Origin of the sequence: Micromonospora costi (assembly GCF_003626655.1) — a bacterium.
Lineage (GTDB): Bacteria > Actinomycetota > Actinomycetes > Mycobacteriales > Micromonosporaceae > Micromonospora > Micromonospora costi.
This window is the reverse complement of the sequence record NZ_RBAN01000001.1, coordinates 1428388-1452352: the sequence shown is the minus strand read 5'-3', so window position 1 is coordinate 1452352 and position 23965 is coordinate 1428388. Positions and strand designations below refer to the sequence as shown.

Below are 23965 nucleotides of genomic sequence, written 5' to 3'. Positions count from 1 at the left end.
GGCCGGCATCCGAACGGGGGACCGATGGACGACATCACCGCAATGATCATGGACGACCACGCCGCGTTCCGGCGTGGCTTCGCCCGGCTCGACGACGCCAGGGACGAGCAGGAGCTGCTCGCCGTCTGGGAGGCGCTCGCCCTGCACCTGGACATCCACGCGGAGGCCGAGGAGGCCATCCTCTACCCGCACCTGGTGCGGCACGGTGACGACGGCGAGGCGGAGACCACCGACGCGGTCGGCGACCACAACAAGATCCGCGATGCCATCGCGGAGTCCAAGCAGCACCCGGTGGGCTCCGACCAGTGGTGGGCCGCGGTGTGGCGGGCCCGCCGGGAGAACAGCGAGCACCTCGCCGAGGAGGAGGACGAGGCGCTGCCGGACTTCCGCCGCCACGCGAGCGCCGACCTGCGCGCCGAGCTGGGCCACCGCTGGCTGACCTTCTACGGAGAGCACAAGAACGGCCGCAACCTGACGTTCCACGACAAGGACCCGCAGCGGTACGTGCGCGAGCACCGCTGACATCTCCCCGGCGCGGGGGAGTCGCCCACCCCCACGCCGGCGCGAGAATGTGCCGATGACCCCCCGCGCACTGGCGGGCCGCGTCGCCTGGCGGCGCGCCCTCGCCCCGCTGGTCGCCGTCAGCACCTGGCGACGTGGCGTGTTCCTGCTGCTGGGCGGGGTGCTGGTGCTGCCGTACGTGCTGCTCGCGGTGGCGTTCGCGCAGGTCTTCACGGCCCCGGGCGTGCCCTGGCCGCTGGCGCTCGTGCTGCTCGCCGTCGCCGTCCTGATCGCCGGGGTGCCGCCGTTGCTCGACGGCAGCCGGGCGCTGGAGATCGCCGCGGCCCGGGCCCTGCTCGGCGTCGACCTGCCCGACCCGACGCCCGGGCACCGTGCCGACCGGGAGACCCGCCTCCGCGCCGCCTTATGGATCGTCACCCACCTGGCCGTGGGCGGGCTGCTGGTCTTCGCGCTGCTCAGCGCCGTGCCGATGGCCCTGGCCTTCATCGCCCAGCAGTTCGGCATCGGTGTCGAGGCGCTGGGTGAGGAACGTTTCGGGCCACTCGACGCGGAGGACACGGGCTGGCTCACCCTGACCGGCGTGGTGCTGCTGGCGGGGCTCGGGTACGCCGTGGCCGGGCTCGGGGCGCTGGCCGTGTCGATGGCGCCCGTGCTGCTCGGCCCGGCCCAGGCCGAGCGGATCGCCGCGCTGGAGGCCCGGGCCGCCCGCCTGGCCGAGCGCAACCAGCTGGCCCGGGAGCTGCACGACTCCGTCGGTCACGCGCTCACGGTGGCCACCCTCCAGGCCGGGGCGGCCCGCGCGGTGCTCGACAGCGACCCGGAGTTCGTCCGCCGGGCGCTGGGCGCCATCGAGGAGGCCGGCCGTACCGCCATGGACGAGCTGGACCACGTGCTCGGGCTGCTCCGGGAGCGCGACGGCGACCGCACCGGGCGGGCGCCGCAGCGTACGCTCGCCGACCTCGACCGGCTCGTGGCCGACACCCGCGCCGCGGGCCTCACCGTGGACGCGCGCCGCGCGGGCGACCCGGCGACGCTGCCCGCGGCGGTCTCCCGGGAGGGTTACCGGATCGTCCAGGAGGGGCTGACCAACGCGGCCCGCTACGGGCGGGGGCCGGTCCTCCTACGCCTCGACGTCGGGCCGGAGGCGCTGGAGCTGGAGCTGGTCAACGAGCTGGTGCCCGCGCCGCGCCGGCCCCACCACACCGGGGGCGGCCGGGGTCTGGACGGGATGCGGGAACGGGTGCTGCTGCTCGGCGGGCGGCTGACTGCCGGGGCGGACGGCGACCGGTGGCGCATCCGGGCGCGGCTGCCGTACCGGGAGGCGCCATGACCATCGGTGTGCTGATCGTCGACGACGACGAGCTGATCCGGGTCGGGCTGCGGGCGATCATCGACGCCCAGCCCGACCTGCGGGTGCTCGCCGAGGCCGCCGACGGCGCCGAGGTGCTGCCGCTGGTGGCCCGGCACCGGCCCGCCGTGGTGCTCATGGACGTCCGCATGCCCGGCGTCGACGGCATCCAGGCCACCCGGAGCCTGCTGGCCGCGTCCGCCGACCCGCCACGGGTGCTGGTGGTCACCACCTTCGCCAACGACGAGTACGTGTACGACGCGCTGCGCGCCGGCGCCAGCGGTTTCCTGCTCAAGCGGGCCCGCCCGGCCGAGGTGGTGGAGGCGGTACGGGTCGTCGCGGCAGGCGAGTCGCTGCTCTTCCCGGCGGCTATCCGCCGGCTCGTCGGTGCGTACGGCGGGCGGGGCGGGGACCGGCTGCGCGCGGCCCGGCTCACCGAGCGGGAGGCGGAGGTGCTGCGGCTCATGGCCACCGGACTGTCCAACCCGGAGATCGCCGCGCACCTGGTGGTCGGTGTGGAGACGGTGAAGACCCATGTGGGCAACGTGCTCGCGAAGCTGGGTGTGCGCGACCGTACCCAGGCGGTGATCGCCGCGTACGAGTCGGGCTTCGTCACCCCGGCGGGCTGACGGCTCCACCCGGCAGGCCGACGGCTCCCCCGGCGGGCCGAACGGGTTCCCCCCGGCGGGGGAGGGGGTTCACCGGCGTCCGGGAGGGTTTCCAAGTCCCGCCGGCCGAGGCTGAGAGCATGACGATCACCGATGCACCGCCTCGCCCGGCCACCCGCTGGCCCGACCGGCTCGCCCCGCTCGCGGCCGGCTGGCTCGGCCTCTGGGGTGTCCTCGCCCTGCTCGCCACGATCACCGGCGCCGGCTACCCGTTCGGCGCGAACGACCCGTACGGCGACGTGAACCTGCTCCGGCTGGTTCCTGTCCGGTTCGGACCGCCGCTGTTCGCCGCCCTCCTCCTCACCGCCGCGGTCGCCGCGCTGGCCATGAGCCGCCCGGCCAACCGGCAGTCCCGCCCGTCGCGGACGCTGCTCGCCGGCTACGGCTGGGCGGTCGCGGCCTTCCTGGCCCTGGTCGTCCCGGACGGCCGGGTGCTGGTCATGCTCGGCTACGCGCCGATGCTGATCATCGGGGCGCCGTTCGGCTGGCCGCCGGTCGACTACTCCGAGATCTTCACCTGGGCGCTCTTCGCCCGCTTCGCCGCCGTGATCGGTGGCCTGCTGCTCGCCGGCGCCGTGCTGGTCTGGCAGCGGCGCACCGCCGAGGCGTGCGTGGCGTGCGGCCGGGGCGACGGCGAACGAGGCTGGACGACCCCGGCGGCCGCCGCACGCTGGGGCCGGTGGGCCGTGGGGGTCGCGGCGGCCATCCCGCTCGCGTACGCGGTGACCCGCTTCGCCTGGGCCGTCGGCGTCCCGCTCGGCATCTCCCGCGAGTTCCTCACCGAGATGCAGGACAACGGCGCGGTCTGGGCCGGGCTCGGGCTGGGCGCGTTCGCCACCGTCGGCGCGGTGCTCACCCTCGGCCTGGTCCAGCGCTGGGGCGAGCGGTTCCCCCGGTGGATGGTCGGTCTGGCCGGCCGGCGGGTGCCGGTGAAGCTCGCCGTGATCCCGGCCACCCTGGTCGCGGTAGCGGTCACCGCCGCCACGCTCGGACTTATGGGGGATCCCCAGTTCTGGACGCTGGGTGGCGAGGGGTTCAACCTGGCCAGCGGGCCGATGCTGCTCTGGCCGGCGTGGGGGCCGGCGCTGGGTCTGGCCACGTACGCGTACCACCTGCGCCGGCGCGGCGCCTGCCGGCGCTGCGGTCGCGGCTGATGTGGGTGGGAGCGGCGGTACCCGTCAACGTACGGGCACCCCCGCTCCCACCGCGCTAGCGTGGGTCGGGTGACTGCGCCCAACCCGGTAACCCCGGTCCCACCGGCCGACCTGCCCCGCACGCTCGGGGCGCTGCGGGCGGCCGGCCATCGCTACCGCACCGTCAAGCAGGAACTCCGTGACAACCTGATCGCCCGGATGCGGGCCGGCGCCGACCGGTTCCCCGGGATCGTCGGCTACGAGGACACCGTGCTGCCCGAGGTCGAGCGGGCGCTGCTCGCCGGGCACGACGTGGTGCTGCTCGGCGAGCGGGGCCAGGGCAAGACCCGGCTGATCCGCTCCCTGGCCGCGCTGCTGGACGAGTGGACCCCGGTCATCCCCGGCTCGGTGCTCAACGAGCACCCCCTGCACCCGCTCACCCCCGCCTCCCGCGCCCAGGTGGCCGAGGCCGGCGACGACCTGCCGGTCGGGTGGCTGCACCGCTCGATGCGCTACGGCGAGAAGCTCGCCACGCCGGACACCAGCGTGGGCGACCTCATCGGCGACGTCGACCCGATCCGCATCGCCGAGGGGCGGACCCTCGGGGACCCCGAGACGATCCACTTCGGCCTGGTGCCGCGTACCAACCGGGGCATCTTCGCCGTCAACGAGCTGCCCGACCTGGCCGAGCGGATCCAGGTGGCGCTGCTCAACGTGCTGGAGGAGCGCGACATCCAGGTCCGCGGCTACCAGCTGCGCCTGCCGCTGGACCTGCTCCTGGTGGCCAGCGCGAACCCGGAGGACTACACGAACCGCGGCCGGATCATCACCCCGCTCAAGGACCGGTTCGGCGCGGAGATCCGTACCCACTACCCGGTCGACCTGGAGCTGGAGCTGGCCCTGATCCGGCAGGAGTCCGACCTGGTGGCCGAGGTGCCGGAGCACGTCCTGGAGGTGCTCGCCCGGTTCGCCCGGGCCGTGCGCGAGTCGCCGTCGGTCGACCCGCGCTCCGGCGTCTCCGCCCGGTTCGCCATCGCCGCCGCCGAGACCGTCGCGGCCGCCGCGCTGCGCCGGGCCGCGCTGATCGGCGCCGCGTCCGGTTCCGGTGACGAGGCCGTACGCCCCGAGGTCCCGGTGGCCCGGGTGGGCGACGCGGTGTCGGTGACCTCGACGCTGCGCGGGAAGGTGGAGTTCGAGAGCGGCGAGGAGGGGCGCGAGATCGAGATCCTGGCCCACCTGCTGCGTACCGCCACCGCCGAGACGTTCCGCGCCCGGCTGGCCGGGCTGGACCTCTCCGGCTTCACCGATCTGGTCGCCGAGGGCACCGTGATCGAGACCGGTGAGCTGGTCGGCTCCGCCGACCTGCTGCGGCAGGTGGGCACGGTGCCCGGGCTCGCGAAGGTGCTCGACCGGCTCGGGATGGGCGACGCCCCCACGCCCGAGGAGGCCGCCGCCGGCGTCGAGTTCGTGCTGGAGGGGCTGCACCTCACCCGCCGGCTCGGCAAGGACGTGACCGACACCGGCCGCACCGTCTACGGCGGCCGGGGCTGAGCATGGCCGGCAACCGGTTCCGGTACGGGCAGTGGCGCGGCGGGCCGGACCCGCTCGCACCCCCGTACGACGTGCGCGAGGCGGTCGACGCGGTCGGCGCCGAGGTGCTGGCCGGCGGCAGCCTGCGGGAGTCGCTGCGCGACCTGCTGCGCCGTGGCCCGAACGGGCGCGGCGGGCTGGACGAGCTGGCCGCCCGGGCGCGCCGCCTGCGCCGGGAGGCGCTGCGCCGGGGCGACCTGGACGGCGCGGTGACCCGTGCGCGGGCCCTGCTCGACCAGGCCCTCGCCGCCGAGCGCGACGAGCTGCGCGGGCGGGATGACGACGGCGCGCGGTTCGCCGAGGCGGTGCTCGACAACCTGCCCCGTTCCACGGCGAAGGCGGTGCAGGAGCTGTCCGGCTACGACTGGGCCAGCGAGGAGGCCCGCCGGTCGTACCAGCAGATCCTCGACGGGCTCCGCGACGACGTGCTGGGCCAGCGTTTCGCCGGGCTGCGCGACGCGGTGCGTGCCTCGGCCGACCCGGCGGCGCAGCAGCGCATGGCCGAGATGATGCACGACCTGAACGACCTGCTGGCCCGGCACGCCAGGTCGGAGGACACCACCGACGCGTTCGCCGAGTTCATGCGCCGGCACGGCGAGTTCTTCCCCGAGCAGCCGAAGGACGTCGACGAGCTGGTCGATGTCCTGGCCCGCCGGGCCGCGGCCGGCGAGCGGCTGATGCGCTCCCTGTCCGACCGGCAGCGCGAGGAGCTGGCCGGGCTCATGCGGCAGTCGCTGGGCGACCGCCTGGCCGGGGAACTCTCCACGCTGGACGAGCACCTGCGGGCACTCCGGCCCGACCTGCGGTGGGGCCGGGGGGAGCGGGTACGCGGCGAGCAGCCGCTCGGCTACGGCGAGGCGACCGGCGCCCTCGACGAGATCGCCGAACTGGACGACCTCCTCGACCAGCTCGATCAGGAGCATGCCGGGGCGACGCTGGACGACGTCGACGTGGACGCCGTGGCCCGCACCCTCGGGCGGGACGCGGCCGACGACGTACGCCGGCTGCGGGAGCTGGAGCGGGAGCTGCGCCGGCAGGGGTGGGTGAGCCGGGACGCCGACGGGCTGACGCTGAGCCCGAAGGCGCTGCGCCGGCTCGGCGGCACCGCGCTGCGGCGGGTCTTCGCCGACCTGACCGCCGGCCCGCGCGGCCAGCACGACCTGCGTTCGGCGGGTGCCGCCGGCGAGGTGAGCGGGGCGTCCCGGCCCTGGGAGTACGGCGACGAGCAGCCGCTGGACGTGGTCCGTACACTCACCCGGGCGGTGCGCCGGGCCGGCCCGCGGGTGCCGGTGCAGCTCGCGGTCGAGGACTTCGAGGTGTTGGAGACCGAGCGGCGGGCGTCCGCCGCGGTGGCGCTCTGCGTCGACCTGTCGTACTCGATGATCTCGCAGGGGCGGTGGGGGCCGATGAAGCAGACGGCCCTGGCCCTGTCGCATCTCATGGCGACCCGGTTCCCCCAGGACGCGCTGCAGATCGTCGGGTTCGGCCGGCAGGCCATGCCGCTGACCCAGCAGGAGCTGGCGGGGATCGACCCGGACCTGGAGCAGGGCACCAACCTCCAGCACGCGCTGCGGCTGGCGGGCCGGCACCTGCGCCGGCACCCGGACGCCGAGCCCGTGGTGCTGGTGGTCACCGACGGGGAGCCGACCGCCCACCTCGACCCGGACGACGGGGAGGCGCTGTTCCACTGGCCGCCGCTGCCGGAGACGATCGAGGCGACCATCCGCGAGGTCGACCGGCTGTCCCGGTACGGGGCCACGCTGAACCTGTTCATGCTCGGTGACGACCCGGGCCTGCGGCGGTTCGTCGACGCGGTGGCCCGCCGCTCGAAGGGCCGGATGTTCACGCCCGACCCGGACGACCTGGGCGAGTACGTCGTCTCCGACTACCTGCGCTCGCGCCAGTCCCGCTGACCCCCGTCGATCATGCAGTTGTGGTGGTGGACGAAAGCCGCCCATCCGGGTGAACCGGGCACCACACCTGCATGATCGGCGGGGCGGGGCGGGGTTGACTGGGGTGATGGAGAGCGGGAAGCTGCGGCGCGCGTACGAGGAGGTGCTCGCGGAGGTCGACGCGGGGGGCTTCGGGCCGCCGCCGGACGGGCAGCTGAGCGCCGAGCAGATCGTGGCCCACCTGGCGGCCAACGACGAGTTGATGGTGGAGGCTACCGAGGCCGTGCTGGCCGGGTCGCCGTTCGCGTACTACGACCTGGAGACCATCCACCGCCCGCAGGTGGACGCGCTGGTGGCCGAGTGCGGCGGCCTCGACGGGCTGGCCACGCTGCTGCGGGCCACCAGCCAGAAGCTCTGCACTCTCACCGACCGGCTGGGCCTGGCCGCGGAGACCCCGGTCGACACGCACCTGCGCGAGGGCTACGACCTGAACGTGGACGAGCCGCTGCCCTGGGGCCGCACCCTGGACCTGCACGCCACGGTCCACCTCCCGAAACACCTGTCCCAGCTCCGCCTCCTCCGCCCCTAACCCCCGCGCCGCGCGGGGCCCGTGAAACCCCCGCGATCTTGCACCTTCCGCCCCGGCGAAACCCCCGTAACGGGACAAAACAAGGGCCGAAAGTGCAAGATCGCGGGGGATAAGGGAGCGGGGATAACGGCGCGGTGTTACGGGTGGCGGAACGTGCGGCGGTACGTGCTCGGGGCCACCCCCAGGCGTTGGTGGAGTTGCTGGCGTAGGGCTGCCGCGGTGCCGAAGCCGGCGCGGCGGGCCACCTGGTCGACGCTCAGGTCGGTGGTCTCCAGCAGCAGCCGGGCGTGGTCGGTGCGCTGCTGGAGCAGCCACTGCGCGGGGCTGAGCCCGGTCTCCGAGCGGAACCGGCGGGTGAACGTCCGCACGCTCATCCGCGACTGCTCGGCCATGTCGCGCAGGCTCACCGGCTCGTGCAGCCGCTGCCGGGCCCACTCCCGCGCCGTCGCGGTGCTCGTGTCGGTCACCTTGGGCACCGGCCGTTCGATGTACTGCGCCTGACCGCCCTCCCGCCACGGCGGCACCACGCAGCGCCGGGCCGCCCGGTTGGCCACCTCCGTGCCGTGGTCGGTGCGGATGACGTGCAGGCAGAGGTCGATCCCGGCGGCCACCCCGGCCGAGGTGAGAACCCGGCCGTCGTCGATGAAGAGCACGTCGGGGTCGAGGTCGACGTCCGGGTGCAGGCGGCGGAACCGTGCGGCGTACGCCCAGTGGGTGGTGGCCCGACGGCCGTCGAGCAGCCCGGCGGCCGCCAGCACGAAGGCGCCCGTGCAGATCGACATGATCCGGGCGCCCCGGTCGTACGCCCCGCGCAGCGCGTCGTACACCAGCGGGTCGAGCGTGCCGTCGGTGAGCGCGGGATTCTCGTGGACGCCGGGGACGACCACCGTGTCGGCGCGCTCGACCAGGTCGAGGCCGTGCTCGGGGAGCACCTGGTAGCCGGCGGTGCTGCGGACCGGCCGGCCGCCCGGTGTGCAGACCTCGACGGTGTAGCGGGACACCCCGGCGGCGTCGCGGGCGGTGCTGAAGACCTGGGCCGGGGTGCCGAGGTCCAGCCCGACGACCCCGTCGAGGGCGAGCACCGCGATCCGGTGCGGCGAAGCGGACATGGCCCGATTATTGCGCATGATGGCTTTCCGGCCACTCGCCGTCGCCGGCCCGGCTTCCGAGACTCGTACCGTGAGCACACGCCGCCTGCATCCCGCCTGGATCGTCGCCGCCGTCGCCTTCGTGGCGCTGGTGGGCGCCGCCGGCTTTCGCGCCACCCCGTCGGTGCTGCTGCACCCGCTGCACGCCGAGTTCCGGTGGCCGCTGGCCACGATCTCCGCCGCCGTCTCGGTCAACCTCCTGCTGTACGGGCTGACCGCCCCCTTCGCCGCCGCGCTGATGGACCGCTTCGGCATCCGCCGGGTGGTCGCCGTGGCGCTGCTGCTCGTGGCCGCCGGCAGCGGGCTCACCGTGTTCATGACCGCGAGCTGGCAGCTCGTCCTGTGCTGGGGCGTCCTGGTCGGGCTCGGTACCGGATCGATGGCGCTGGCCTTCGTGGCCACGGTGACCGGGCGCTGGTTCGTGCGGAGGCGCGGCCTCGTTACGGGGGTGCTCACGGCCGGTGGGGCGGCCGGGCAGCTGGTCTTCCTGCCGCTGCTCGCCGTGCTGGTCCAGGACCACGGCTGGCGTACGGCGGCGCTCGTGGTCGCGGGCGCCGCGCTCGCGGTCGTACCCCTGGTCGTCTGGCTGCTGCGTGAGCACCCGGCGGATCTCGGCCTGCCCGCCTACGGCGCGACCGAGGTGACCCCGGCGCCGCCGGCCACCGGCGGGGCCGCCGCCCGGGCGCTCGGCGCGCTCGCCCAGGCCGCCCGTACGCGGGCGTTCTGGCTGCTCGCCGGCGGCTTCGCGATCTGCGGCGCCACCACCAACGGCCTGGTCGGTACGCACTTCGTGCCGGCCGCACACGACCACGGCATGCCGGAGACCACCGCGGCGGGCCTGCTGGCGCTCGTCGGGCTCTTCGACATCGTGGGGACCGTCGCCTCCGGCTGGCTCACCGACCGGGTGGACAGCCGGCTGCTGCTCGGGGCGTACTACGCGCTGCGGGGCGGGTCGCTGCTGGTGCTGCCCAGCCTCTTCGACGGCGCCACCGGGCCGAGCATGCTGGTCTTCATCATCTTCTACGGGCTGGACTGGGTGGCCACCGTGCCGCCGACCGTGGCGCTCTGCCGGGAGTACTTCGGCAGCGCCGGCGCGGTCGTGTTCGGCTGGGTGTTCGCGTCCCACCAGCTCGGCGCAGCCCTCGCGGCCACCGGGGCCGGGCTCGTCCGGGACCGGCTCGGCGACTACGCGCTGGCCTGGTACGTGGCGGGGGCGCTCGCGATCGGCGCGGCCGGGCTGTCGCTGCTGCTGCGTCGCCGCGGCCCCGCGATCGTGCCCGCGCCGGTGCTGGTCACCGCCGCCCCGGCCGCGTCACGCGGTTGGCGCTACCGCGGCTGACCGGGACGGCGGCTGGTCACCGGGGTCAGTCGACGACCCGGACGTCCTTCCAGAAGGCGACCCGGTCGCGGACCATCTCCGCCTCGGGCTTCGGGTCCGGGTAGTACCAGACGGCGTCGGCGCTGGTCCGGCCCTCGTGCTCCAGGCTGTAGTACGAGGCCGTGCCCTTCCAGGGGCAGACCGTGTGGGTGTCGGACTCGCGGATCAGATCGTCGCGGAGGGTGGACCGGGGGAAGTAGTGGTTCCCCTCGACCAGGACGGTGTCGTCGCTCTCGGCGAGGATCAGGTCGTTCCAGAGGGCCTTCGGCATGCGTCCCACGCTATGCCGCGCGGCCGGCCGCGACCACCGACGACCGGGTCGGGCGGTCCGCCGCGTGCGCTGGATCACGAACGCCCGCGTACGGGTCAGCGCGTCGGTTCCGGCTCGGTCACGTCGGCCACCGTGGCCCCGAGCGCGGCCAACGCCGCGTCGGCCTCCACGGCCACGGCCACCCCGTGCTCGCCCGCGCCGAGCGTGATGGTTCGGCCGCGTACGCGCTCGTCGGCGATGACCGGCCAGGCGGTGGTCGCCCCGAACGGCGTGATGGTGCCGCGCTCGTAACCCGTGACGGCCTTCGCGGTGGCGGCGTCCGGCATGGAGAGCCGGTTGACGCCGAGCAGGGCGCGCAGCTTCGGCCAGGCGATGACCCGGCCGCCCGGGGTCAGGACGAAGAGGTGGTCGTCCGGGCCCCGTCGCACCACGATCGTCTTCACCACGTCGGGCACCTCGACGCCGCGCACCGCCGCGGCCTCGCCGAGGCTGGTCACCGGCCCGTGACGGATCACCCGGTAGGCGAGTCCGGCGGCGTCCAGGGCGGCGAGTGCGGGCGATGGCATGTCGTGCACCGTAACCCGTCATGAGCAGGCCGGAAGTGTGAAAAGGCCAACGTGGACAACGGGTGCCGCAGGCAACGAGCGGCGTACAGTGATCACATGCGCGCCGTCCGTGTGGATCATCAATCGGTCGATCACGACAGTGCGGTGGAGCAGCTGCGACGCTCGTACGCGGCGGTTCCCCCGGGCGAGCCGGTCCGGCTCGCGAAGCGCACCTCCAACCTGTTCCGGCCCCGCACCGCCGTGCACAGCCCGGGTCTCGACGTCAGCGGCCTGAACGGCGTCATCGGTGTGGACCCGGAGGCGCGGACCGCCGACGTGCAGGGGATGTGCACCTATGAGGACCTGGTCGACGCGACCCTGCCGCACGGGCTGATGCCGCTGGTGGTGCCGCAGCTGCGCACCATCACGCTGGGCGGCGCGGTCACCGGGCTGGGCATCGAGTCGACGTCGTTCCGCAACGGGCTGCCGCACGAGTCGGTGACCGAGATGGACGTGCTCACCGGCTCCGGCGAGATCGTCACCGCCCGGCCCGACGGCGAGCACGCCGACCTCTACGCGGCCTTCCCGAACTCGATGGGCAGCCTCGGCTACGCGACGCGGCTGCGTATCGAGTTGCAGCCGATCCGGCGGTACGTGGCGACGCGCAACGTGCGGTTCACCGGGCTGGAGGCGCTCACCGAGGCGGTCGCGGAGGTGACCGCCACCAGGTCCTGGGCGGGCGTCGACGTCGACGCGATGGACGGGGTGATGTTCAGCCCCGGTGAGGCGTACCTGGTGCTGGGCACGTTCACCGACGACGGCGAGCGGCCCAGCGACTACACCGGGCAGGACATCTACTACCGGTCCCTGCGCCGGCGTACCCGCGACACCCTCACCACGTACGACTATCTCTGGCGCTGGGACACCGACTGGTTCTGGTGTTCGTCGGCGTTCGGGGTGCAGCACCCCGTGGTGCGCCGGCTCTGGCCGGCGCACCTGCGGCGCAGCGACGTCTACCACCGGCTGGTCCGGCTGGAGCACCGGCACGGCGTCGCCGCCCGGATCGAGCGGCTGCGCGGCCGGCCCGCCCGGGAACGGGTGGTGCAGGACGTGGAGATCCCACTGGAGCGGACGGCCGACTTCCTGCGCTGGTTCGCGGGCAACGTCGGGATGACCCCGGTCTGGCTCTGTCCGTTGCGACTGCGCGAGCCGGCGGGTCCCGGCTCTGCCCGGTCCTGGCCGCTGTATCCGCTGCGGCCGGGGCAGGACTACGTCAACATCGGTTTTTGGGGGAGCGTGCCGATCGCCGAGGGCGCCGCCGACGGTGACGTCAACCGGTTGATCGAACGCGTGGTGTCGGAGATGGGCGGGCACAAGTCGCTCTACTCCGACGCGTACTACGACCGGGACTCTTTCGAGCGCCTGTACGGCGGGCCGACGTGGCGCGTCGTACGGGACCGCTACGACCCGGAGCACCGGCTCACCGGACTGTACGAGAAGGCGGTAGCACGAGCATGAGCCTGACCGACCGAGACCAGGGGGCGTCGAGCGTCCCCGGCACACCGCCGGCGGGGGGCCGGCACCCGCGTACGACCGTGGCGGACGTGGTCCGCGCGGTGACCACCGGTGAGCCGCCGGTGCGGATCACCGCCTACGACGGCAGCGCCGTCGGCCCGGCCGACGCGGGGATCACCCTGTCCGTCCGTTCCGAGCGGGGACTGTCCTACCTGCTCACCGCTCCGGGCGACCTGGGCATGGCCCGCGCCTACGTGAGCGGCGACCTGGCGTTGGAGGGCGTGCACCCGGGCGACCCGTACGAGGCGTTCCGCGTGCTCAAGGACGACCTGAAGCTGCGCCTGCCGTCGCTGGGCGAGGCGCTGGCCCTGGTGCGCGGGCTGGGCTGGGAGCGGCTGCGGCCGCCGCCGGCGCCGCCGCAGGAGTCCCAACCGCGCTGGAAGCGTGTGATGGGCGGGCTGCGGCACTCCCGTTCCCGGGACAGCTCCGCGATCTCGCACCACTACGACGTCTCGAACGCCTTCTACGAGAAGGTGCTCGGCCCGTCGATGACGTACACCTGTGCGGTGTTCCGCTCGCCGGATGACACGCTCGAGCAGGCCCAGGCGTCGAAGTACGACCTGGTGGCCGGCAAGTTGGCGCTCAAGCCCGGGATGCGGCTGCTCGACGTGGGGTGCGGCTGGGGCGGCATGGTCCGGCACGCGGCCCGGGAGTACGGCGTGAAGGCGCTCGGTGTGACCCTGTCGAAGGCGCAGGCCGAGTGGGCGCAGGCGGCGATCGAGCGGGAAGGGCTGAGCGAGCTCGCCGAGGTGCGGCACATGGACTACCGGGACGCGCCGCGCGAGCAGTTCGACGCGATCTCGTCGATCGGGCTGACCGAGCACATCGGGGTGCGCAACTACCCGGCCTACTTCGGGGCGCTGCGGGAGCGGCTGCGCCCGGGCGGCCGGCTGCTCAACCACTGCATCACCCGGGCGGACAACCGGGCGCCGCACCGCTCCGGCGCGTTCATCGACCGGTACGTCTTCCCCGACGGCGAGCTGGCCGGGCCGGGCCGGCTCATCAGCGAGGTGCACGACGCCGGGTTCGAGGTGCACCACGAGGAGAACCTCCGCCAGCACTACGCGCTGACGCTGGCGGGTTGGTGCCGCAACCTGGTGGAGAACTGGGACTTCTGCGTCTCCGAGGTGGGCGTGGGCACGGCCCGGGTGTGGGGCCTCTACATGGCCGGGTCGCGGCTGGCGTTCGAACGCAACGACATCCAGCTGCACCAGGTGTTGGCCACGCGCAACAACCCGGACGGCAGCAACGGCTACCCGCTGCGTCCGGACTGGCTGGCCTGACCCGCACCGATCCCACGAACGGCCGCGCGATCCGCGCGGCCGTTCGTCGTCCGACCCGCTGACGAAAGGCCGCGCCGTCCGCGCGGCCTTTCGTCGAACCCATTGACAAAGAAGTTTTGTACGTACAAACTGATTTTTGCCATGAGAGACGTCCTGTACCTGGAGCAGATCGAGCAGGCCGAGGCCCTGCTCAAGCCGCAGCGCGTGGAGGTGTTGCGGCAGCTCGCCGAGCCACGCACCTGCAGCGAGGTGGCGGCCCGGCTGGAGCAGACGCCGCAGCGCGTCTACTACCACGTCAAGCAGTTGGTCGCGGCCGGCCTCGTCGACCTGGTCGCCGAGCGCAAGGTCCGTGGCATCACCGAGGGCATCTACCAGGCCGCCGCCCGGTCCTACTGGCTGTCCCCCGGCCTGGTTGGTCGGATCGGGCTGCGTCGGGCCCGCGACGAGCTCAGCCTGGGCTACCTGCTCGACCTCATGGAGGAGGTCCAGGCCGACATCGCCGCGCTCGACCGCGCACAGCCGGAGCTGCCCTCGATCGGGGTGTCCGGCGAGATCCGGGTGCCGGCGGAGCAACGCCAGCAGTTCCTGCACGACCTGCAGACCGCTCTGCAGGACCTGTTCACCCGCTACGGCGGCGCCGAGGGAGACGCCTTCAAGCTCGCCGTGGCCTGCTACCCGAAGGGGAAAGACCGTGAGTGAACCCATGAAGCTGCACGCCCGCCTCGCCGCGCCGGTCGACGCCGTCCGCCGGGCCCTCACCGACGCGGCCGAGCTGCGCGTCTGGCTGGCCGAGCACGCCGAGGTCGAGCTGCCCGGGCGGTACGAGTTCTGGGGCCGTCACACGCCCGACGGGGACGTGCCGCACCAGCGTCCGCTGCACGTCGACGACGACACGCTGCGCTTCGCGTGGGTCCTCGACGGAGTGGAGACCACCACCGAGTTCCAGCTGCGGGCCGAGAGCCCCGAGAGCACGGTCCTCACGCTCAGCCAGAGCCACTTCAGCTTCGAGGAGGCGGTCTCCGGCACCGGCGGCATCCGCGGCGTCCTCCAGACGTTCTGGAGCCTGTCGATCGCCAACCTGGCCGCGCACCTGGAGGGCCGCGAGCTCCTGCCCAAGGTCGACTTCACGTCCGCCGACCTCCGCGGCGAGATGCTCATCGACGCGCCCGCGGCGAAGGTGTACGAGTCGCTGACCGACTCCGAGCAGGCCAGCGCCTGGTTCGGTTTCCCGATCGGCATCGAGCCCTGGGTGGGTGGCCGCTACGCCATGGGCGGCTTCGACGCCGGCTACGCCGCGAAGGTCGTCGACCTGGACCCGGGCCGGAAGGTGTCGGTCGACTGGGGCCCGACCGGCGTGACCACGTGGGAGCTGGCCGAGTCCAACGGGAAGACCAAGCTCACCTTCGTGCAGAGCGGCTTCGACGAGGCCAACCCCCCGTACGCCGCGTGGGCCGGTTCGGTGGCCGGTCTGGCGGAGCTGCGCCGCTACCACGAGATGAAGGACTGGCAGCCCATCTGGCTCGGCGTGGACATGCCCGGTGCCGAGCAGCCCGAGGCGGCCACCACGGCCGGCTGACCGGCCCGGGATCCTCTGCACGAGGCGCCCGACCGCTGCTCCCAGTGGTCGGGCGCCTCGCTGTCTGCGTCCGGCCGGATCCCGAGGCTTGATCGACACGGGTTGCGTGCATGTCGCGGTGTCCGGGGGCGATTGATGCCGCGACTTCCAGGATCCCGAATCGATCATCGGCTGCGCCTCCCGAGATCGCCGAAACCGGGCCGATCGCGGCCGAGCTGGGCCAGCCGACCCGCATCGCCCCAGAGGGCGCAGGGCGGTGCGGCCAGATCCTGACGGCCGGATCAGGGAAGACGGCTCACGTATCAGATGAACATGGGACAATTTCACCATAGGGCGCTAATCGAACCGCGTACCGAAGGTCCCCGGCAGGAGATCGCTCCGGCGCGCGGCGCGCCTGCGTGCCCGGGTTCAGCGCCGGCTCTGCCGGCCGTTGGTACGGCTCGGGCTCCGTCTGAGAAGGGAGCAGCACCGATGATGGGACGTACTCGACTCTGGGCAGTGACGATCGCGGCGGGCGCCGTGGTGGCGGTGGGCGCCGTCGGCACCGCCGCGATGGGCGACGGCCGCGACGACTCGGGCGACAAGCGGTCGCACGACCAGCGCTCGGATGAGTGGAGCGAATCCGGCGGTTCCGGCGACTGGCGGGACTCGTGGGACAGGAAGGAGCGCAAGGAGACGGCGCGAGCCACCCTCAGCGGCTACCAGGAGGACCCGAAGACGATCTCCACGCCGGGCAGCGGCCGGTTCGAGGCGCAGATCGACGAGCGCAACAAGGAGATCCGGTACCGGCTGAGCTACGAGGACCTGAAGGACGTCCAGCAGGCGCACATCCACTTCGGTGGGCGGCACCAGAGCGGCGGGATCATCGCCTTCCTCTGCTCGAACATCAAGGACGGCAAGGGCGGCCCCTCGAAGGACGTCCCCGAGTGCCCCAAGGAGGAGGGCACCGTCACGGGAACCATCAAGCCGGACGACATCGTCGGCCCTGCCGACCAGGGCATCGAGCCCGGCGAGTTCGACGAGGTGGTCGACGCGATCGAGGCCGGTGTCACGTACGTCAACGTGCACACCAAGAAGTACCCGGACGGTGAGATCCGCGGCCAGGTCAAGGTCGACAAGGACCGCGACGACAAGGACCGCGACGGCAAGGACAAGGACCGGAACTGGGACGCGAGCGACAGCGAGGGCTGGAACTCCGACGAGGGCGAGGACCGGGGCTCCGACAAGGGCGAGCACTCGGACAAGGACCGGAAGTCCGACAAGGGTGACGACCACTGGGACGGGTGGGTGAACGGCGAGGAGTGATCCCCGCGCGCACACCGACGGCCGAACGCCCGACCCGCACGACGGGTCGGGCGTTCGGTCGTGCCTCGACGGTCACCCGCCGTGCGCCGGCCTCGGCCGGCAGGTCGGGGTCAGCCCGACCCCGCGCGCCGATCCCGTGGGTGACGAACAGGCGCGCGCGGGGTACTGCCGGGCGATGTTCCTCATCTTCGGGCTCCGCACCAGGGTCGACCGCACCGGGGTGGCGCACCTGGTCTGCCGCAACTGCGGCAACCGGGCCGCACAGGTGATCAGCCGTCGGTCCACGAGATTCACCCTGTTCTTCATCCCGCTGATCCCGGTCCGCACCCGCTACGTGCAGCAGTGCACATACTGCGGGGCGCAGTACCAGATCACCAGGGCCGAGGCCCAGCGCCTTCCGGTCGGCTGAGCCGGCGATGACCCGTTTCCTCCGCTGGCTGACCGGCCGGCAACCGCTCACCGCCGCGTCCGCGCCACGGATCGCCCGGCCGCCCTGCACACCGGGCCGCCGCCGGCCGCGCCGGCGCCGCCGGCCCCTGGCGGGCACCGGCGTGCCCCGCTCGCCGTGGAACCGGTCCGCCGGACGGTAGCTCGCTACCCGCTGTGATCTTCCACCCCGATCGGGCGTCGGTCCCCCCGGCCGCAACTACGCTGGGGCGGCCGTCCGAACGGGGAGAATCGTGCGCAACCACCCGGCCGTCGTGCTGGTCGCCGTCCTGCTGTCCACCCTCTCGCTGCCGGTGTCCCTCACCGGCGCCTCGGTAGCCCTGCCGGACATCGGCCGGGACCTCGACGCCGGGCTCGCCGCCGTGCAGTGGGTGGTCAACGGCTACAACGCCACCTTCGCGAGCTTCATGCTGGCCACCGGGGCGCTGGCCGACCTGCTCGGTCGACGCCGCGTCTTCGCCACCGGCGTGTCGATCTTCGCGGGTGCCGGGCTGCTGGCCGCCGTGGCCGGCGACATCGTGCTGCTCGACGCGGCCCGGGCGCTGGCCGGTGTGGGGGCGGCCGCCGCCGCGACCAGCGGGTCGGGGCTGCTCGCCGGTGCGTTCCACGGGGCGGCGCGCGCCCGCGTGTTCGGCCTCTTCGGTACGACGATCGGCGTCGGTCTCGCCTTCGGCCCCTCCATCGCCGGGCTGCTCATCGGCACGCTGGGCTGGCGGGCGGTGTTCGCGGTGCCGGCGCTGGCCGGGGTCGTGGTGCTCGCCCTGGTACCGCTGCTGCCCGAGTCCCGGGCCGTCGAGGCGGGGCGCGTCGACTGGCCCGGCACCGTCACGTTCACCTCGGCGCTGCTGTTGCTGATCTTCGGGTTCGTGCAGGGTCCGGAGTTCGGCTGGACCGACCCGCGGATCGTGGCCGCGTTCGCCGCCACGCTCGCGCTGCTGGTGCTCTTCGTCCGGGCCGAGCGCCGGCGCGCCGACCCGATGTTCGACCTCGCGTTGCTGGCCAGCCACCGGTTCCTCGGCATCTGCCTCGCGGCGGCCACCATCGTGGCGGTGCTCGTGCCGCTGCTGGTCTACCTGCCCTCGTACCTCACCACGGTGGTCGGGTTGAGCCCCGGCGCGGCCGGGGCGACGCTCATCCTGCTCACCGCGCCCACCCTGGTCCTGCCGCTGCTGAGCGGGGCGCTCACGCGGCTGGTGCCGGCCACGCTGGTGGTCGTCGTGTCGGTCGCCGTGGTCGCCGTCGGCGCGGCCTGGGCCACCCTGCTCGGTCCGACCAGCGGCACCGGCGTGCTGGCCGGGCCGCTGCTCACCATCGGTGTCGGGGTCGGGCTCTCCATCGGCCTGCTCGACCAGATGGCGATCGGCAGCGTGGCCGCGAGCCGGGCGGCGACCGGCGCCGGGATGATCAACACGGCCCGGCTGGCCAGCGAGACCGTCGCCATCGCGGTGGTCGGCGCGGTCCTGGCCAGCACCACCCGCGGCCGGCTCGCCGACCCCGGGTTCACCGGCGGTCTGCACACCGTGCTCTGGACGATGGCCGGGGTGGCGCTGGTGGCCGCGGCGACGGTGGCGTTGCTCGTCCGTCGCGGCGCGGACCGCCAGCGGGCCGAGGAGGTGGCGGTCGGCTGACAGCGCCGCCGCGGTGTCGTCCGCGCGCCGACGGGCGCGACGCGCATATCCTGGCGGATCATGACGAGCAGCGAGGAGCGACTGGCGGCCATCCGTGGCGGTGTCCCGGCCCGGCGGCACAACGCCCGGACGATCGCCGCGTTGACAGGAAACCCCGGCTGCGCCCGGCGGGCGGTGCTCGACGGCGCCGGGGTCGACAAGCCGAAGCTGGCCGAGCGGATCGGCTTCCCCGCCCGGTTCGGCCAGTCCCGTTTCGCCATCAGCCGGGGCAACGCGTTCGAGGCGCAGGTCAAGGCCGACGGCGGCGTCGCGCTGCTCCGGCTGGTCGCCGAGCGCCTCGGGGTCGAGCCCGGTGACCGGGCCGACTGGACCGACCTGGGCGCCGACGACGACCTGCCCGAGCGACACGCCCGGTCGCGGGAACTGCTGACCGCCGCCGCGCCGACCGGCGTGGAGCAACCGGCCGCGCTGTTCGACCACCCGTTGCTCAGCCTCGAGGTCGCCGGGCGGCGCGTGCACCTCGAACCGGACCTGGTCGCCGCCCGGCTGGCCGGCCGGTACCACGTCGTGGAGATCAAGTCCTTTCCGGTCATCGACGGGCAGGCCGACCCCGCGAAGGTCTCGGCCGCCGCGACCCAGTCCGCGGTGTACGTGCTGGCGCTGCGCGAACTGCTCGCCGCGGCCGGCCACGACCCGGAGCTGGTGTCGCACGAGGTGGTGCTGATCTGCCCGCGCGACTTCGCCAACCGCCCGGTGGCCAGCCTGCTCGACGTGCGTCGGCAGCTGCTCGTGCTGCGCCGGCAGCTCCGCCGGATGGCCCGGCTCGACGACCTGCTGGCCGCCGTGCCGGAGGACTTCACGGCCGACCTGACCGCCGAGCCGGCGACCCTGGCCACCGCGCTCGCCACCGTGGAGGCCCGTTACGCCCCGGAGTGCCTGGCCAGCTGCGAGTTGGCGTACTTCTGCCGGCACGAGGCGCGCGGCCACACCGCCGCGCTGGGCCGGCCCGCGCGGGAGGCGCTCGGCGGCCTCGCCACGGTGCCGGAGGTGCTGTCGCTCGCGGCCGGCGGGGACGCCGTCGAGCCCGAGCAGGCCGAGGCCGCCGCGCTGCTGCGCGCCGCCGCCCGGTTGCGCGCCGACGCGCTCGGCGTTCCGGCATGAGTACGCTGCACGCCCTCGCCAAGGCGCAGGCGGTGGCGGCCGGAATCGCCCAGCCCGTGGCGACCGTCCGGCACCTGCACCTGCACGCGCGGCCGCTGGTGGTGGTGCCGCTCGCCCTGGCGGGTGAGGCGAACGCCCCGCTCGGCGCGCTGGTCGGCGCGGCGCCGGACGACGCGCGCCTGCTCGTCGTGCCGCAGCCGCGCAACCGGGACCAACGCTTCGCGTTCGCCGCCGAGCTGGCCGGGATCCTGCTGTCCTACGTGGACGGGCACCGCGCGGCCACCGAGGCGGTGCCGGTCGACCGGGGCCGCGACGTGCGGCACCGGTACGTCGACGCGCCGCAACTGCTGGTGCCGAACCCGGCCGGGATCACCTTCCTGCGGTTGCTCGGCCGCTCCACCCGGTTCCGGCGGCCGGACGGCGAGCACCCGGTGCCCCCGGCGGTGCCGCTGCTCGGCCGCTGGCTGACCTTCTTCGCTGAGCGGGCCGAGCACCCCGGCTCGTCGGCGCTGCTCGCCATGACCGACGCGTTGACCCTGCACTGGGCGACGGGACAGAGCGCCGTGGAGGACCTGCACCTGCCGGCGCTGCTCGGTTGGATCGACCCGCCCGCCGGGATGACCGGCGCGGAGGCGGCCGCCCGGGCCGAGGATCCGGCCCTCCACCCGCCCGCCGGTCCGGCCACCGACCCGGACTTCGACAACCGTCGGCTCGCACCGGCCATCGAGGCGTACGCCGCGGCGGAGGACGACCCAGAGGCCCGCGCCGGGGCGTACGCGACGCTGGAGGCGCTCCTGCGCGACCAGCTCGCGCCCACCTGGGAGCTGATGTGGCGCGGCGTGGGACTGCTGCGCGGGCTGCCGCCGGGCGCCCGGGTCGAGGGGCGCTGGGCGGGCGACCGGGACGCGTTCACCGCGCACGCCGAGCACGTCGACGCGGGCGGCGGCCCGCAGCCCCGCCGCGACGGCGCGGTGGCGGCCGCCGTCCGTCTGCACCGCCTGGAGCGGGCGCTCACGTCGTACGCGGTGCAGCGCGCCTACGACGACCCGCTCGTGATGGCCGCGCACCGGCTGACCGGCGAGGCGTTCGTGGGCGAGGTGACGCTCGCCGATCCGGGACGGGTCGACGACACCGGGAAGCGGCCCGTGCTGCGCCCGCGGATCCAGGTGGTGACCACCGAGCCGGTGCTGGTGCCGCTCGGCGCGACGCTCCACTCGCCCGTCCGGCCCGGCCAGAAGGCCCGGGTGGTCTTCCTGACCCCGGCGGCGGACGGCAAGACCGAGGTGGTGCTGGAGCTGTCCGGCGGCATGGGACGCGGCCTGACCGCACCGGCGGGCAGCGTGCCGGAGGTGGGGGAGCGGGTCTGCTACACGACGCTCTCCGACGCCTTCCTGCCCGCCGGAGCGTTCCCCGCGCCGGAGGAGACGCCGTGGACGCACGGCGGCCCGCCGACGACCGCGCCGGACCTCGACGCCGGCCCCGCCGCGGAGGCGTGGGACTGACGTGTACGCCCGCTTAGGGCTGCCTTGATCGCTTATGGAAGCGTGGGCCTCCTCCGAACGGTCACCCGGATAACATCCACGAGGCTCGAAATGCTCGTACAGCTCGGACGGGGGATCACGTGTCAGCTCACCGCTCACGCCGGTGGGGCGCCGCCCTGCTCGGCGCCACGGTCGCGGCCGGCCTGCTCGGCGGCGGCGCCGCCCAGGCCGTCGCCGGTGCGCAGCCGGTGCCGGACGGCGTCTACCGCTTCACCGCGAAGGTCACCTTCGGTGACGTCCGCGCCTGCTCGGGCGCGCTCATCGACCCGGACTGGGTGGTGACGGCGGCGAGTTGCTTCGCCGACGGCGCCGCACCCGTGGCCGCCGGCGCACCCGCCCGGCCCAGCACCGTGGTGGTCGGCCGGACGGACCTCACCACCGGCGCCGGCCAGCAGCGCACCATCACCCACGTGACGCCGCACCCGGGCCGCAACCTCGCCCTGGTCCGGCTCTCCGCGCCGGTCACCGACGTCCCGCCGGTGGCGCTGGCCACCACGGCGCCGGCCGCCACCGAGGCGCTCACCGTGACCGGGTACGGCCGGACCAGCACGGAATGGGTGCCCGACCGGCTGCACCAGGGCGGCTTCACCGTCCAGGACGTGTCGACGGGCGCGGTCGGCCTGCTGGGCACCTCGGGCGCCACGATCTGCAAGGGCGACGCGGGCGGGCCGGCGTTCCGCGACAACGCGGGCGCCGTCGAGCTGGTGGCGATCGCCGCCACGTCCTGGCAGAAGGGCTGCCTCGGCGAGACCGAGACCCGCGACGGCGCGACCGCCACCCGGGTCGACGACCTCGGCGCGTGGGTCCGGGAGCAGCTCGCCGACGTGCAGATCTTCGGTGTGCTCGGCGACGGGCGGCTGACCTACAGCGTCATCGACTCGGAGACCGGTGACCTGCGGGCCGACCGGACGTCCGCCGTCGCCCTCGGTTTCGCCCCGAAGGCCATGGCGACGCTGAACGCCGACACCATCCTGATCACGGACACCGGCGGCAGCATGTACCGGGTGGACGTCACGGGCTACGACCCGCTGACCTACACGACCACGAGGATCACGAGCGGCTGGTCGCCGTACGACCGGATCACGTACGACGGCTACGGCTCGCTGTACTACATCAACGGCAGCACCAACCAGCTCTACCGGCGCACCGTCACCCGCGCCAAGCCCGCGAGCGCCGACGACCTCACCAGGACGACGGTCATCGACACCGGTTTCAGCCAGAAGACCATCACCTCCCCCGGCGCGGGGCGGATCCTCGGCACGGCCTCCGACGGGCGCCTGCTGTCCTACCGCATCTACGGCAACGACTCCACCGGCACGGGCTGGTCCGGAGGCGCCCTGGCGACGACCGGGTGGGCCGGCCCGACGCACGTGGTGTCCCCGGGAGGTGGGCTGTACTACGCCCGCACGTCCACCGGCCGGCTGGACCGGTACCGGGACGCCAACCCCCTCGACGGCAGCGGCGCGGACATCCAGAGCTTCCCGGCGGACCCGGTGAGCACGTCGGGCTGGAACCAGGTGCTCCTGTCGGCCCGGCCCTGGACCGGCCTCGTGTCGGTCTTCGGCACCCGGCCCGACGGTCGGCTGTCGTACACGGCGCTCGACCCGGTGACCGGGGAGAAGCGGATCGCCGCCGTGTCGCAGCAGACCCTCGGCTTCACGCCGAAGGCGATGGCCACCCTCAACTCGGACACGCTGCTCGTCACGAGCACGGAGGGGCGGCTGAACCGCGTCGACGTGGTCAGCCTCGACCCGCTGGTCTTCTCCGTGGTCGACCTCAACGTCGGTGGCTGGACGCATGACCGGCTGGTGTACGACGGCAACGGCACCCTCTTCGGCACCGCCGGCACGTTCCTGCGCCGCTACCGGGTGAACAAGGCCAAGCCGGTGGCCGCCGACCTGCCCGGCTGGCCGGTCTACAACGGCGACCGGACTCCGGCGAGTGGCTTCGGCGTGCCCACCCTCGCCGCCACCGGCCGCAACCGGCTGCTCGCCACGGCCGGCAGCATCCTCGTGGCGTACGAGATCGACGCGAACGACGTGTGGAAGCGCACCGACCTCGTGGCGACGGGGTGGAGCGGGCTCACGTCGCTCGTCTCGCCCGGCGGTGGGCAGTACTACCGGCGTGACGCGAACGGCGTGGTGACCGGATGGTTCGACCTCAGCCCGTTCGACGGCAACGGGTCCGACGTGGCGCCGTACGTCCCGGCGGGCACGGCGAGCGGCGGTTGGGATCCGATCCTGTCGGCCCGCCCGTACGACTCCTGGCCGGACAGCACCCGCCGCTGGTGACGCGCTGACCGCCACAGAGCAGGGATGATGCGGGCCGCCCGGCGAGGGCGGCCCGCACGCCTGTCTGCCGGCGC

21 protein-coding genes are annotated in these 23965 nt (G+C 74.0%); 18 read left to right on the top strand and 3 right to left on the bottom strand.

Annotated features, from left to right (window positions below; all coding sequences use genetic code 11):
- The first annotated feature begins 24 nt into the window (after window positions 1-24).
- From D7193_RS06530 to D7193_RS06500, 7 genes are all read left to right on the top strand, one after another.
- Entirely contained in the window at window positions 25-522 is a 498-nt protein-coding gene (locus D7193_RS06530; RefSeq protein ID WP_120778409.1) for a hemerythrin domain-containing protein, read from the top strand.
- Between the two features lie 55 nt (window positions 523-577).
- Window positions 578-1852, top strand: coding sequence for a sensor histidine kinase (locus D7193_RS06525; protein ID WP_120778408.1), 1275 nt, complete (start codon window positions 578-580; stop codon window positions 1850-1852).
- Window positions 1849-2499 carry a response regulator transcription factor gene (locus D7193_RS06520; RefSeq protein WP_120778407.1) on the top strand — a complete coding sequence of 217 codons (651 nt, stop codon included), beginning with the start codon at window positions 1849-1851 and terminating at the stop codon, window positions 2497-2499. The genes D7193_RS06525 and D7193_RS06520 overlap by 4 nt, the downstream gene beginning before the upstream one ends.
- Window positions 2500-2618: 119 nt before the next feature.
- Complete coding sequence (locus tag D7193_RS06515) at window positions 2619-3692, top strand: hypothetical protein (protein WP_120778406.1); 1074 nt, start codon at window positions 2619-2621, stop codon at window positions 3690-3692.
- Between the two features lie 60 nt (window positions 3693-3752).
- Window positions 3753-5222, top strand: a complete 1470-nt coding sequence (locus tag D7193_RS06510; protein WP_120778405.1) for a magnesium chelatase ATPase subunit I — start codon at window positions 3753-3755, stop codon at window positions 5220-5222.
- 2 nt (window positions 5223-5224) lie between these two features.
- On the top strand, window positions 5225-7174 hold the full coding sequence (locus tag D7193_RS06505) for a vWA domain-containing protein (RefSeq protein ID WP_120778404.1): 1950 nt from the start codon (window positions 5225-5227) through the stop codon (window positions 7172-7174).
- A gap of 106 nt (window positions 7175-7280) precedes the next feature.
- Window positions 7281-7742 (top strand): hypothetical protein, encoded by a 462-nt coding sequence (locus D7193_RS06500; protein WP_120778403.1) that lies wholly within the window; start codon window positions 7281-7283, stop codon window positions 7740-7742.
- A 137-nt stretch (window positions 7743-7879) separates the two neighbouring features.
- Here the strand turns inward: D7193_RS06500 and D7193_RS06495 are convergent, their stop codons facing one another.
- Window positions 7880-8869 carry a GlxA family transcriptional regulator gene (locus D7193_RS06495; protein ID WP_120778402.1) on the bottom strand — a complete coding sequence of 330 codons (990 nt, stop codon included), beginning with the start codon at window positions 8867-8869 and terminating at the stop codon, window positions 7880-7882.
- 52 nt (window positions 8870-8921) lie between these two features.
- On the opposite strand from D7193_RS06495, the gene D7193_RS06490 reads away from it, so the two are divergent.
- Window positions 8922-10229: an MFS transporter gene (locus D7193_RS06490; RefSeq protein ID WP_120779299.1), complete on the top strand. Its 1308-nt coding sequence runs from the start codon at window positions 8922-8924 to the stop codon at window positions 10227-10229.
- 25 nt (window positions 10230-10254) lie between these two features.
- Here D7193_RS06490 and D7193_RS06485 read toward each other — a convergent pair whose 3' ends face one another.
- The gene (locus tag D7193_RS06485; RefSeq protein ID WP_120778401.1) at window positions 10255-10539 is read right to left on the bottom strand and encodes a DUF427 domain-containing protein; all 285 of its coding nucleotides are present in this window, start codon (window positions 10537-10539) and stop codon (window positions 10255-10257) included.
- A gap of 95 nt (window positions 10540-10634) precedes the next feature.
- Window positions 10635-11105 carry an aminoacyl-tRNA deacylase gene (locus tag D7193_RS06480; protein ID WP_120779298.1) on the bottom strand — a complete coding sequence of 157 codons (471 nt, stop codon included), beginning with the start codon at window positions 11103-11105 and terminating at the stop codon, window positions 10635-10637.
- Window positions 11106-11201: 96 nt separating this feature from the next.
- Between D7193_RS06480 and D7193_RS06475 the strand changes: the two genes are divergently transcribed.
- The 10 genes from D7193_RS06475 (at window position 11202) to D7193_RS06430 (ending at window position 23891) form a co-directional block, all read left to right on the top strand.
- Window positions 11202-12602: an FAD-binding oxidoreductase gene (locus tag D7193_RS06475; protein ID WP_120778400.1), complete on the top strand. Its 1401-nt coding sequence runs from the start codon at window positions 11202-11204 to the stop codon at window positions 12600-12602.
- Window positions 12599-13942: a class I SAM-dependent methyltransferase gene (locus D7193_RS06470; RefSeq protein ID WP_120778399.1), complete on the top strand. Its 1344-nt coding sequence runs from the start codon at window positions 12599-12601 to the stop codon at window positions 13940-13942. Before D7193_RS06475 ends, D7193_RS06470 begins: the two co-directional genes overlap by 4 nt.
- 141 nt (window positions 13943-14083) lie before the next feature.
- Window positions 14084-14641: a winged helix-turn-helix domain-containing protein gene (locus tag D7193_RS06465; RefSeq protein WP_120778398.1), complete on the top strand. Its 558-nt coding sequence runs from the start codon at window positions 14084-14086 to the stop codon at window positions 14639-14641.
- Window positions 14634-15518 (top strand): SRPBCC family protein, encoded by an 885-nt coding sequence (locus D7193_RS06460; RefSeq protein WP_120778397.1) that lies wholly within the window; start codon window positions 14634-14636, stop codon window positions 15516-15518. The genes D7193_RS06465 and D7193_RS06460 overlap by 8 nt, the downstream gene beginning before the upstream one ends.
- A 498-nt stretch (window positions 15519-16016) precedes the next feature.
- Entirely contained in the window at window positions 16017-16823 is an 807-nt protein-coding gene (locus tag D7193_RS06455) for a CHRD domain-containing protein (RefSeq protein ID WP_158674778.1), read from the top strand.
- 175 nt (window positions 16824-16998) lie between these two features.
- Window positions 16999-17232 (top strand): zinc-ribbon domain-containing protein, encoded by a 234-nt coding sequence (locus tag D7193_RS06450; protein ID WP_120779297.1) that lies wholly within the window; start codon window positions 16999-17001, stop codon window positions 17230-17232.
- A gap of 271 nt (window positions 17233-17503) precedes the next feature.
- A complete protein-coding gene (locus tag D7193_RS06445; RefSeq protein ID WP_120778395.1) occupies window positions 17504-18898 on the top strand; it encodes an MFS transporter in 1395 nt (464 codons plus the stop codon).
- Between the two features lie 60 nt (window positions 18899-18958).
- Complete coding sequence (locus tag D7193_RS06440) at window positions 18959-20059, top strand: hypothetical protein (protein ID WP_120778394.1); 1101 nt, start codon at window positions 18959-18961, stop codon at window positions 20057-20059.
- The gene (locus D7193_RS06435; protein WP_120778393.1) at window positions 20056-21561 is read left to right on the top strand and encodes a hypothetical protein; all 1506 of its coding nucleotides are present in this window, start codon (window positions 20056-20058) and stop codon (window positions 21559-21561) included. The genes D7193_RS06440 and D7193_RS06435 overlap by 4 nt, the downstream gene beginning before the upstream one ends.
- A 119-nt stretch (window positions 21562-21680) precedes the next feature.
- Window positions 21681-23891 carry a trypsin-like serine protease gene (locus D7193_RS06430; protein ID WP_120778392.1) on the top strand — a complete coding sequence of 737 codons (2211 nt, stop codon included), beginning with the start codon at window positions 21681-21683 and terminating at the stop codon, window positions 23889-23891.
- Window positions 23892-23965: the final 74 nt, after the last annotated feature.